At 37.0% G+C, this 12,438-nt stretch carries 8 protein-coding genes; 4 read left to right on the plus strand and 4 right to left on the minus strand.

Annotated elements, in window-relative coordinates; all coding sequences use genetic code 11:
• The 4 genes from BUB91_RS08650 to BUB91_RS08665 form a co-directional block, all read right to left on the minus strand.
• The coding region (locus BUB91_RS08650; protein ID WP_073098845.1) for an IS982 family transposase at window positions 1–648 on the minus strand (648 nt) is incomplete at its 3' end.
• Window positions 649–799: 151 nt separating this feature from the next.
• Window positions 800–1,000 carry a DUF6922 domain-containing protein gene (locus BUB91_RS21640; protein ID WP_073098846.1) on the minus strand — a complete coding sequence of 67 codons (201 nt, stop codon included), beginning with the start codon at window positions 998–1,000 and terminating at the stop codon, window positions 800–802.
• Window positions 958–1,140: a hypothetical protein gene (locus BUB91_RS20770; protein WP_128759341.1), complete on the minus strand. Its 183-nt coding sequence runs from the start codon at window positions 1,138–1,140 to the stop codon at window positions 958–960. The genes BUB91_RS21640 and BUB91_RS20770 overlap by 43 nt, the downstream gene beginning before the upstream one ends.
• Before the next feature lie 1,698 nt (window positions 1,141–2,838).
• Window positions 2,839–5,004, minus strand: a complete 2,166-nt coding sequence (locus tag BUB91_RS08665; RefSeq protein ID WP_073098848.1) for a glycoside hydrolase family 43 protein — start codon at window positions 5,002–5,004, stop codon at window positions 2,839–2,841.
• A 423-nt stretch (window positions 5,005–5,427) separates the two neighbouring features.
• Here BUB91_RS08665 and BUB91_RS08670 point away from each other — a divergent pair, with 423 nt between their 5' ends.
• The 4 genes from BUB91_RS08670 to BUB91_RS08685 all read left to right on the plus strand — a co-directional run bounded on the left by BUB91_RS08670 (window position 5,428) and on the right by BUB91_RS08685 (window position 12,433).
• Window positions 5,428–8,412 (plus strand): SusC/RagA family TonB-linked outer membrane protein, encoded by a 2,985-nt coding sequence (locus tag BUB91_RS08670; RefSeq protein ID WP_073098849.1) that lies wholly within the window; start codon window positions 5,428–5,430, stop codon window positions 8,410–8,412.
• A gap of 31 nt (window positions 8,413–8,443) precedes the next feature.
• Entirely contained in the window at window positions 8,444–10,078 is a 1,635-nt protein-coding gene (locus tag BUB91_RS08675) for a RagB/SusD family nutrient uptake outer membrane protein (RefSeq protein WP_073098850.1), read from the plus strand.
• A gap of 179 nt (window positions 10,079–10,257) precedes the next feature.
• Entirely contained in the window at window positions 10,258–11,364 is a 1,107-nt protein-coding gene (locus BUB91_RS08680; protein WP_073098851.1) for a mechanosensitive ion channel family protein, read from the plus strand.
• Between the two features lie 181 nt (window positions 11,365–11,545).
• Window positions 11,546–12,433, plus strand: a complete 888-nt coding sequence (locus BUB91_RS08685; RefSeq protein ID WP_073098852.1) for a cation diffusion facilitator family transporter — start codon at window positions 11,546–11,548, stop codon at window positions 12,431–12,433.
• The last annotated feature ends 5 nt before the right edge of the window (window positions 12,434–12,438 follow it).

Below are 12,438 nucleotides of genomic sequence, written 5' to 3' on the forward strand. Positions count from 1 at the left end.
TAAATGTAACCCCTGATCGAATAGTAGTTCAGCTAGTTCCTTAGAGAGGTACCCTTTATCAGCATACAGACTGCCAAATATTTTCTTTAGAAAATTATCTTGTTTGATCGGTGTTCGGTCATCCACATTGGCCTGGGTGATTATAAAATCCAGCAGTTCTCCTTTATCATTTACAACAATATGAAGCTTAAACCCATAAAACCAGCCCATGGTAGACTTGCCAATGGTGGCTATCCCTTGGAATACTCTATTATTCTTTATCCGCTTATTTTTACAAGCTCGTATGGGAGTGGAATCTACAAATGAGATTCCGGTGCATGCTCCCAGGCAGCATGTTTTCATGTAAAGAGTAAGTGGAAGCATATTGGCCTGCATCAATTCTACAAAGCGGTTGTAAGAAACTGTATCCGGAAATTCTTTTTGCAAATGTTCTTGTACATAATATAAATAAAAGTGCTTAAAAGTGCGATGACCACTCAGGTGAAACACAACAGTGATCGTTAATATTTCACTTGTTGACATCTTAAAAGCTCGATTTCGTTTGTTTTCTCCCCTGGTAAGTGTTCTTTGCTTTAGTGCAGGTTCAAAAACTTTACAAAAGTCATCAATAGAACAGAAAATTTTAGTAATTTTATTTGTAGAAATCATAAGCAGGAATTAGGTTAGTGTTTTAGTATTCAGTCACTTAAATATAACTATATTTCTGCTTTTTTTATGCTAAAAAAGCACTTTTCTTACGTCGAACTCAGGTTTTAAGTGAACTTCCAAAGCAAATCAGAAGCACTATTTAGGTAAAGCCTCATCGGTATTCAGCAAAGCTATAAGGCTTAACATTCTCCTCAAAAGGAGGCAGATAACTCTTCTTGATGGATTGAACGACCTTTGAAAGAGTCTGCTTTCCGTAAAAATCAATGAGCACCTCTATTTCTTCCTGATTACCTCGTTCGAGCACCCGTTTTATAACGGCTCGCTTATGGGTATTCCAATCGATTTTATCCAATTGGGTATCCCAAAAAGCGTTTTTCTAAAATACTTTAAATTAGGCGTTCGCTTAGGACTTGTTTCTACAGCCTGCTGCGCATCATAACGGGCCTTTAGCAGCATAAAGTAATCTGCACGTGCATCAAATACTTGAGCCAACTTGATGGAACGTGTAGGATTTACAGATCTTCGTCCGTTTAAAATCGCTTGCGGTCATACCTTTCTTTTTTAGAGCATGTTTTAAAACTGCCCCGGGATGAATGCTTCTAACTTTTTCCAGATCGGGTAACATAGCATTTAATTTTGTGTTACTCTGATTTTGACCTGAAATTCTCATCGATTTAAAATCTCCTTGCATGGAATAGCTTATTCCATAATCAAGCTGCTTTCGTATATGGAATTCTCTAGGATACCTCCCGAGAAAAGCATAATGAGTCCACACTGACCCCACACTCCAACCACACTCAACCACACTTTACCACACTTTTTGTGGGTGAATATGGAGTTACTATGGACTTACTTTAGGATTAACTATACGCATCTTAAGACGATTCCTACTAAATATGAGTGACTGGGATAGGAGACTTATCCCTACCGTTTTTCATTTATTGTATGCAAAATCCACAGCAATGACCGATAACTTCAGGTAGCCTTGAAACTAAAGCGTCTCTTTCTTTTTTGGGCAATGCAAAAAAGAAACTGACTTTAAGAGGTTCACAAACACTAAAACCATGCAATCAAGTGAGCTAAACAAAAAAAGCTAGGCTTATTTTTACACCCTTGAAAACGACACAAACCCCTTATCAGGCGGATGGCAAACCGCTGCGCCTGTGCATTCCTCTCGTTACACTCGTAGGATGCAAGATCCACATCCAACGCTGCGGTATTTGCTTGTTTTACTACAGGTCTAAAAAGAAGACCCTTAAAACATTCAGATAAAATGGGCTTTTACTGCAACACAGCATAGAAACAGAATACTCTTCATTCTGAATCTAACTTCAATCGTAGTGTTAATTTCATTCTTTAGTATTCCTTTTCTTCAGTATAGCCAGAAGTTTCTGTTAAGAATTTTCGAAGCCTTGGAGAAAGTTTAGGGAGGTTATGGCGGTTTTAAAATACCTAAAAAAACGCTCTTTTTTTCTGCATCCGACGACCACAGGGAACCAAATGCACTGTTCAAAGAAGCAATAAATTCCATACCTCGTAGAGGTCACGAGCAAATCGACGTTAGGAGATTCACAAGCTTTATAATCAATAGCAAAAAGTGAGCTTAAGAAAACGATAATACAACTTCAATTAGTATTTCTGTTCTATTTTTTACTAAGGAGTTATCTATTTCACGAGACTTCGTGAATCTTTGATTTCCATCGATGAAAAAACGAATCAAAAAATCAAAGCTTACAAGAGGTTCTCTAATTTTTTTGTTCGTTATACTGCATGCGCTTAACTCGGCCGCCAGCTACGTTACGCTCCCGTCAAATTTAACGATAACCTCCTGATAGGCCAATACGGGGATTTATTTTAACGGCATACTTAAAAACGAATTTTCAATACCCATAGGGATTCTATTCCATAAGTATATTTCAGAATACGGACGCTCCGTTCACTTTCAAGAATATTGTATAGCAGGCATCCTTTTGGTCAGAATAGCGACAGAATTCCGTTAAAAACTCATAAAGCCTTGAAAGGAATTTAGGAGAATTAGTGCAGATCACTAAAAGTGGACGACCTCAATTCATAACTGGGGCTAATATTTAATCAATTCTTATCTATATTTTAAAAAAAAGGGTTCAGCTATAAAAAGCCAAACCCGCTGAAATTCTGTTTCCACAAAATCTTAGATACTGTCGTTAAATATTATTCAGAAATCGTAATTGGTGCTATACCAGCTACTGTAGGAGTTACTTCTAATATACTACCGTCTTCTGCAAACGTAAGTTTATCTATACATACTTCTCTATGAAAACCTGCAGGACCTCCCATACTAATTCCTTTAGGACGTGTAAAACGGTGGTAAACGATATACCAATCGTCTGTACCCGGCACATTAATTACCGAATTATGACCCGTACCGTAGATTTCTGCCTCTTCATCTTTTTGAATCACCATATTCTCTTCTGGAATAGTTAGGGGACCTAATGGTGTTTCAGCAGTAGCATAACGCACGCGATAATTAGGACTTCTTGTGTCATCTTCAGACCATAAAAAGTAATATTTTCCCTTTCTAAAAAACACTTCAGTCCCTTCTCTATACGTTCCATCTGGTGTAAGCTCCTTTAGAGTTTCCTCTTTATAAGACATCATATCTTCATCAAGCTCTGCGCCTGCCATATAACCATTACCCCAATAAAAATATCCCTTTCCGCTCTGCGGATCAATAAAAACATCAGGGTCTATAATCTGACCTCCTCTACGCTTTATTGCATCAGGCTTCTCCCCTACGAAAGCTTTACCCATGTCTATAAAAGGGCCGGCAGGATTATCTGCGGTTGCTAAACCTATGTTTTGAGCTGCAGAGAAATAGTAAAAGTATTTATATGCTCCATCTATTTCCTTTTCTGCAATACATGGTGCCCAGGCATTTCTATTAGCCCAAGAGACATCCTTAAGAAGATCTACAATAACACCTTCATCTTTCCAGTGAACTAAATCTTTAGAAGAAAAAGTTTTAAAATAGGTTCCACTCCAGCCATCAAAACCATCACTCGTAGGGTATAAATAGAATTTTTTATCTTTATGGGAATAAATAATCTCAGGGTCTGCATAGAAACCATCTAAAACCGGATTATTAGCAACGGCTGCTGCTACACTATATATTTTCTGAGATCCGTCTGGTAAGCTAAGCGTGTAAGAGTTAGCGCCTGTTGAAAAGTCTTTAGCTCCATTTTCTGCAATTGAAACCCCAGGAAAAGCAACTAACTCCGGATCTAAATCTGTAAAACTACTATCTGTATAAACCGGTAAATAAACCGATGCTTCTTCTGGGTTTACTACTATATTTTGTTTACGAATGGCAGCTCCATTAGCTCCAACAATCAACGGCAAATCTACAGAAGGAAATTCCTTTAACAACGAAGTAGCTTCTGCTTCTGTAACAGGAATTATCGTTCCGTGACGCGGGTGAAAATTCATCGAGATCTTATCAGCACCTAAAGCTTTAAAGTTTAATAAGTCTGTACTTTCTGCAAATTGATACTTGCCGTCAATGTACATATCATAAAGTAAAATGTAAGTATCACTATCTATCATTTTAAAAACAGATGAACCTTCTACTGCTCTATCAGTCTGATCTTTGTAGCCTTCTTCAGGAACATAACCCGATGTTAAGCTATCTGAAACAGCAACCCGAATACCCTTAGTAGCGGTACCTTCGGTTTTATAGAACATATAAAATTTATTTCCCTTTTTGATGATATCTGCGTCAATACAAGACTTCTCATCCGGACTGTAAAATAAGTGTTCAGGAACAGTTTCTAAACCTGTAAAATCTTCATTTGCATACGTATAATATACTTTATCATAACCACCGGGCTGCAACATTGAGAAATAGATCATATACTTACCAGCCTCTGCATCATATATAGTTTGAGGAGCCCAAGCCCGGGTAATATCACTAAATTCAGAAAACTCTTTGGCAAGATCTATTCTGCTGGTTTCCCAATTTATCAAGTCAGATGATTTTGCTAAAATAATTCCGGTATTATTCCATCCTTCGTTTGTCTTTAGGTCAGTAAGCACCATATAAAAATTACCATCTTCTCCTCTTAAAATATGAGGATCTCTCACACCACCTGTGGTACTTATACTATCTGTAGATACAATAGGCTTATCATTATTCAGTGCATAATAGTCATATCCATTTTTACTAAGGGCATAATGAACAGCTTCTTCCCCAGGACCATTACCTGTGAAATACACAAAAAGATATGCAGAGAAGTCATCTTCTTTTTCTGTCGTAACACAGGAAGAAAAAAGAGTTGAAAATACTACAGCGAAAACAAAAACCAATTTAGATTTTAACATTTGAATGATGCTTTATAAATAATTCATTAAAGGAATATTCTTAATATTCAAACTAAAAGATACTAGTTCAGAATTGTGAATATTATATCTACAAATAAAACAAAAATAAATGTTCTATTTACATTTATTTTTAATAAATACCGATTCAATTTAACCTAATTATACTTGTAAAAATAACTTAATCAATGATCTAAACAAGATTTTGAGTTAAATAAGTATCAATTCAACAAACATATTGACAAATATTCGATATGCAAGTAAGCACATAAAGATTTAATATTAAGCGAATTAATTAATATTGACTGATTTACCCCCTCTTAAAAATCAATTTACCCACCATGTCTATATAAATTATTACTGAATATTTGATAAATGTCAATATGACATTTATCAAATATTCAGTAATAAACTATTATTTATTTTATGAGACAAAAAACTTTACGCTTTAAGTCTATTTTGATTTGCAGCTTTTTGTTAACGCTTATTGCATTTCCTTATGATGGAATTGCAAAAGTGAAAACAGGAATACAGCAAACAATTAGCGGAACGGTTACAACAGCCGCAGATAACATGCCCCTACCTGGAGTTACTGTAATAGAAAAAGGAACTTCTAATGGTACGACTACAGACTTTGATGGAAACTACGAACTTGAAGTTGGTTCAGATGCAGTACTTGTTTTTTCTTATGTAGGAATGAAAACGATTGAGTTACCGGTAAATGGTCAAACTACACTCAATACTTCTCTTCAAGAAGATATGGGGGTTTTAGACGAAATCGTTGTCGTGGGATACGGTAGTCAGAAAAAATCTGATGTAACCGGATCGGTATCTTCAGTTGATGAGGATCGCTTAGAAAACTTACCGGTTACTAACCTTACTCAAGCTATTCAAGGTACGACTGCTGGTCTTAATATTAGTCAGGGATCATCTGTTCCCGGTTCTTCTGGATCTATTCAGGTACGTGGTGTAAATTCTATCACGGGTAGTACTAGTCCGTTTATAGTTCTTGACGGAATTCCTTTTACAGGTACTCTAAATGATATTAATACCAGAGATATTCAATCTATTCAAATTCTTAAAGATGCATCTGCAGTTGCTATTTATGGTACTCGTGGTTCCAATGGGGTTATTCTTATTCAAACTAAACGAGGTGTAACAGGTGAACCTGTTATCAATTATAGTACGTATGGTGCCTTTGAAGAATTTGCAAATATTCTTAAACCACTTGGGCCAGATGCATACGTTCAAAAATATGCTGATTTTTTCAGCCAAAATAATCCGGGAGCTGAGCAAGATCGCATTTTAGCTAACCAAAGTGAGATTGCTAACTACGATGCAGGAAGATCAACTGATTGGTTTGATGAAGTAACCCGAACAGGGGTTATTCAAGAACACAACCTGAGTATACGAGGGGGTAACGAGAGTACAAAATACTTCCTATCTGGCAGTTACCTAGATCAAAAAGGGGTTATTGAAGGTTATGATTACCAGAAATTAACGTTACGTTCTAATATCGACGTGCAACTTACCGATTATTTAAAAGTGGGATTAAACGCCTTCTTTGCTAATAATAATTTTGACGGTGGTAGAGCTAACCTTTTGTTAGCAACAGCTATGAGTCCATACTCAGTACCCTATGATGAAAATGGTGAAGTCATTATAAATCCTATGCTTCCTGAACTTCTTTATGAAAACCCACTATTAGGATTGCAAACTGATCGTGTTGAAAGAGAGCGTACACTTTCTGGAAATGCTTTTGCAGAAATCACACCGGGATTTGCTGAAGGTTTATCTTATCGTATTAATGCTTCATATACATTCAATCCGTATATGTACAGAAATTACACTGGTCGTGCTGCTAATGACAACCGCGGTACAGCTAATGTGGGAGGTGATGAAGAAAAAGTATGGATTATTGAAAATATCCTGAAGTATTCTAAAAGCTTTGGAAAACACAATTTAGACCTGACTGCTTTATACAGTTCTCAAGCAACTGAATTCTTTCAGGAATCTTTAACGGGTGTTGGTTTTGTAAACGATCAACTATCTTATAACAATATTGGAGCTGCAGAGAATATCACCGGTGGTACTTATAGCAGACGTTCTACCCTACTTTCTCAAATGGGGCGTTTGAACTATAATTACGACAGCAAATACTTGTTTACGTTTACCGTAAGACGTGATGGGTACTCTGCTTTTGGTGCAAATACCAGTAAATATGGTGTCTTTCCTTCTGCCGCTTTAGGATGGAATATTCACAAAGAAGCCTTTATGGAAAATGCAGATGCTGTAAGTAATCTTAAATTACGTTTTTCTATTGGTGAGACCGGTAACCGTGGAGTTGGCATCAACCAGACACAAACTCGCGCAGGTACGCTTTTATATCCATTTGGAGGGCAATCCTATACAGGTACGTTTATTAATGGTCTGGGAAATCCAAACCTTAAGTGGGAGACAACGCTATCCAGTAATATTGGTCTAGACTTTGGCTTTTTTAACAACAGAATTAATGGTTCTATAGAAGCTTACAAGTCTAAAACCGAAGATTTACTATTAAATAGAAGTATCCCTGCGCTAACAGGTACTACAAGTATTATAGAAAATATTGGTGCCGTTGAAAACAGAGGTTTTGAATTCAGCATCAGCTCTACTAACATTGATACAGGAGATTTTAGATGGGAAACCAATGTAAATTTCTCTACGTTTAAAAATGAGATTTTAGACCTATATGGTGATGGTGAAGACGATATCCCAAGTAGATGGTTTATTGGGAAATCACTTGGTGCTATTTACGATTATAATATGGTAGGCGTTTGGCAAGAAGGTGAAGACACCGGTAGTTTTAATGCGAATCCCGGTGATTTGAAGTTTGAAGATGTAAATGGTGATGGTGTAATTGAACCGGAAAACGATCGTAAATACTTAGGAAGTTCACTCCCTAAATGGACTGGTGGTATTACGAATACCATCTCTTACAAGAATTTTGATTTGTCTTTCTTTATTCAAACCGTACAGGGAGTTCTTAAAGGAAACCCAGATATCAACTATGGTGATGAGTTATCTAGAAGAAACACTCCACAAGATGTTGGGTACTGGACTCCAGAAAACCAAAGCAATGAATTTCCATCACTTACCTATCGCAACACACTAGGTTATGGCTATCCTAGAGATGCAAGTTACGTAAGGCTTAAGGATGCTCGTATAAGCTATAGATTCCCATCAGAAAAGATTGAGCAATTTGGTCTTTCTAACCTTGTGTTTTATGTAGCCGGTAGAAACTTATATACCTGGACAGACTGGATAGGTTGGGATCCAGAAAGTGATCAGTCATACAGAGGTTCAGGAAACTGGACAAATAACTACCCTGTAGTACGTACTTACTCAGTAGGAGTTAATGTATCCTTGTAAAAAATTGGAAAAACACAAAAAGATAAACTTTATGAAAAATATATCTAAACTAATAATTGTGCTACTTGGGTTAAACCTTGTGCTTAGCTCTTGTGGTGACGATTTTCTTGAAGAAGAAATACGTTCTGATTTTACACCAGAAACGTTAAATGATGAATTGGGTTATAAGGCTCAACTGATAGGATTGTATCAAATGTTAAGCACTTTTGAGACCAGAAGTAGTGATCAGGGTTGGTTATGCGTTTGGCAAGCCGGTACAGACATTGCTTGGCCAACAGAGCCTCAAGGGATAGAAGTTCCTTACTATAAATACAATCAGCTTACAACAGATGATAATGCTGCTTATCAAAGCTGGCAGCTTTGGTATAATATGGTAGAAAATACAAATAGTATAATTTCTAGTGTTGAAAACAATACTTCAGAAGAATTAGCTCAGGAAGAAAAAGATGCGATCAATGCTGAAGCGCGATTCTTTAGAGCCTATGCGTATAATAATCTAGCAACACTATTTGGTGGGGTTCCACTCATTACAGAACCGGTTACCGAAGCACGCTTTGATTATACGCGTAATTCATTAGAAGAAATCAATGCACAAATTGAAGAAGATTTAACTTTTGCAACAGCAAACTTAGGCGAACCTACTTCTGCTCCAGAATTTGAATCTCGTGTAAATAAGTATGCTGCACACCAACTTTTTGCAACTTTCTATCTTAGAAGCGGGCAACCAGACTTAGCAGAAGATCAAGCTGACATTATTATAAACAGTCAGGCATTTCAACTTGTTGACGAGCGATATGGTGTTAAGTCTAGTGAACCGGGAGATCCTTTTTCAGATATGTTCTTCAAAGGAAATCAAAGACGTTCACAAGGAAATACAGAAGCTATCTGGGTTCTTGAAAATGAAAACCCAGCTGACGTTCGTGGTGGCTCAAGTGGTAATCCACAACACCGTAGAATTTGGGGAGCAGGATATCATAATATCAATGGTATGATTCCGGCTGATTCTTTGGGTGGACGTGGTGTTGCTCGTATTCGGCTGAATAACTGGGTTATTTATGACCTCTATGATGATACGGATATGCGTAATTCTAAATACAATATTCATAGACGTTTTAGATACAATAACCCAGCATCAGATTTCGCTGATATTTATGGTGAATTAGTACCGTATACTGGTATTGATACGTTATCAAGAATTCAACCGTATACACTAAAATGGGGGCATTTTGATCCGGCAGACGTATTTGGATTTGGTATGTGGAAAGATTTTATTCAGATGCGTTTAGGAGAAACGTATCTTTTAAAAGCTGAAGCTCAAGTAATGCAAGACAATCCGGGAGGAGCCGCTACGACTATAAATATTCTTAGAACGCGTGCAGAAGCTCCACAGGTGAGTGCTGGTGAAATGGATATGGATTTTATACTTGATGAACGGGTTCGTGAGTTATTAGCAGAAGAAAATAGAAGAATGACACTCATGCGTACTAAAATGCTCGTAGAGCGTGCTACACGTCTTAACGTTCAAAACCCAAATATTCCATTACCACAAACCATGCGCATTGAAGGTTTACAAGAATTCCATGAACTGTTCCCTATACCATTAAGAGAAATTCAATTAAACAAGGAAGCAGAATTAACACAAAACCCGGGTTATCAAGGCAGTTAATTTAAAGTAATATCTAAATTATAAGTTTGTAAGACCCCGTAGCATTAGCTATGGGGTTTTCTTTTTTAAACTTTACTAACGTTATAGTTACTTGATAGTAAAAGTTTTAAATATCCTTAACGGAATTTCAAAAAATAACCTCTTAAATTCAAAAAGGTTTCCTCAAAAAACACTGCCCTATGCTAGATTATTTAGATTCTTACACATCAAATTTTTTACTAATCACGCTTTTTGCAGGAATACTCATTTTTGGTTTAATCTTTTATTTTGTTAGAAAGCTGGGTAAAAGTTCTAAAAATATTTTGCCGGTAAACTTTGCCGGTAAAATACGTTTGCCCCTAGCATTATTCATGCTGGCATTAGTTACCCGTATTCTTAAGACTAATGATAAAATTTTGGAATTTATAGACGAAGAGTTTTTATCACATACCAGCACCTTACTTTTCATATTAAGTATAACCTGGATTCTAATTGTAGTACTTAAAGCTTTTAAGAGTAACATTTTAACCAAGTACGACATGAACGCTTCAGATAATGTACACGCCCGTAAAATTTATACCCAATTCACAGTATTAGAACGTGTTTTGATGTTTCTAATCATCCTTTTTGCAGTAAGTATAGCCTTGATGAGTTTTGATAGTATTCGTGCTATTGGCGTAAGTATGTTAACCTCAGCCGGAATTGCCGGTATTATTATTGGTTTTGCTGCTCAAAAAGCTTTAGGTACGTTGATGGCAGGTATTCAAATTGCATTTACGCAACCTATCCGGTTAGATGATGTGGTAGTTGTAGAAGGTGAATGGGGCCGTATTGAAGAGATTTATCTTACCTATGTAGTTGTCAAGATCTGGGATAAACGCCGCTTGGTTTTACCTACCACTTATTTTATAGAACAGCCCTTTCAAAACTGGACGCGCAATTCTTCAGATATTTTGGGTACTGTTTTTATCTATACAGATTATAATGTTCCGTTCGATGCATTGCGTGAAGAGCTTACCCGTATTCTTGAAAATACAGAGTTATGGGATAAAGAAGTAAATGTGCTTCAGGTTACTGATACCAATAATGAAATGGTTGAAACCCGTGCTTTAATGAGTGCTATAGACTCTCCTACTGCTTGGGACTTACGCGTTCATGTAAGAGAAAAACTGGTGATCTTTATTCAGGAAAATTATCCGCATAGCTTACCACGTACCCGTATAGAAATGCAAGAGCGTAAGGATAGCGACAAGGTTGAAAAAGCCACAAAAGAGCCAGACAAGTCCGATTTACTTCGGGATAAATAAACTACCTCGGTGGCAAGCCTATAAGGCATTCGTTAGAAACAAATTTTCAATTTCGAGGCGAGCCTCGGGGTATTAAACCCTTTGGCGGTGCCAATAAACTTGAATCTTAACGCTTATTTTTTCTAATAGGCGGCTTAAATGTGTGAACTTTGTGCTCCCTTAAATCGAAAGACAAAAAGTAATGAGCAAAAACAAATCTGCAATTAGCGCCATTTATTTCAGTATTATAGGTAATACTGTGCTGGCAATCGCTAAGGGTATAGCCGGTATTTTTGGCAATTCTTATGCACTTATTGCTGATGCGATAGAGTCTACGGCTGATATTTTTGCTTCTCTACTGGTACTTTTTGGTCTAAAATATGCAGAGCGTCCTGCCGATGACAATCACCCATACGGACACGGAAAAATAGAACCACTTATTACTTTTTTAGTGGTTGCCTTTTTAGTGACTTCAGCCACAGTAATCGCTTATGAAAGTGTGCAGAATATTCTTTTAGTAACTCCACAACAAACTCCAAAACCCTGGACACTCGCAGTTCTTGCGGCGATTATTACCTGGAAAGAGATTTCATTCAGAATTGTTTTAAAACGCAGTAAGGAAACAAACAGCTCATCTCTCAAAGCAGATGCCTGGCATCATCGTAGCGATGCTATTACTTCGATTATGGCATTTCTGGGAATCTCGATTGCCATAATTTTTGGAGAGGGATTTGAAACGGCAGATGACTGGGCTGCGCTATTTGCTTCCGGAATAATTTTGTATAATGCCTATCTTATTTTCAGACCTGCTTTAGGCGAAATAATGGATGAAAACCGCTATGATGATATTATTGAAATTGTACGCGAAAAATCTTTAGAAGTTTCCGGAGTAATTGATACTGAAAAAGCATTTATTAGAAAGGCCGGCATGAGTTATCATCTGGATCTACACGTTATTGTTGACGGAAGCATCACAGTCGCAGAAGGCCACGAAATTGCACACCGTTTACAAGACTATCTAAAAGAAGAAATTCCCAACCTCAACTTTATATTAATACACGTTGAGCCTGGGAATTGCTTGATGAATTAACTATA

This window comes from Leeuwenhoekiella marinoflava DSM 3653, assembly GCF_900129005.1.
Lineage (GTDB): Bacteria > Bacteroidota > Bacteroidia > Flavobacteriales > Flavobacteriaceae > Leeuwenhoekiella > Leeuwenhoekiella marinoflava.

What these genes read in the sequence shown, in the direction of transcription:
- BUB91_RS08665 (WP_073098848.1), bottom strand. Translation starts at nt 5,004, where the DNA reads ATGTTAAAATCTAAATTGGTTTTTGTTTTCGCTGTAGTATTTTCAACT.
- BUB91_RS08670 (WP_073098849.1), top strand. Translation starts at nt 5,428, where the DNA reads ATGAGACAAAAAACTTTACGCTTTAAGTCTATTTTGATTTGCAGCTTT.
- BUB91_RS08675 (WP_073098850.1), top strand. Translation starts at nt 8,444, where the DNA reads ATGAAAAATATATCTAAACTAATAATTGTGCTACTTGGGTTAAACCTT.
- BUB91_RS08680 (WP_073098851.1), top strand. Translation starts at nt 10,258, where the DNA reads ATGCTAGATTATTTAGATTCTTACACATCAAATTTTTTACTAATCACG.
- BUB91_RS08685 (WP_073098852.1), top strand. Translation starts at nt 11,546, where the DNA reads ATGAGCAAAAACAAATCTGCAATTAGCGCCATTTATTTCAGTATTATA.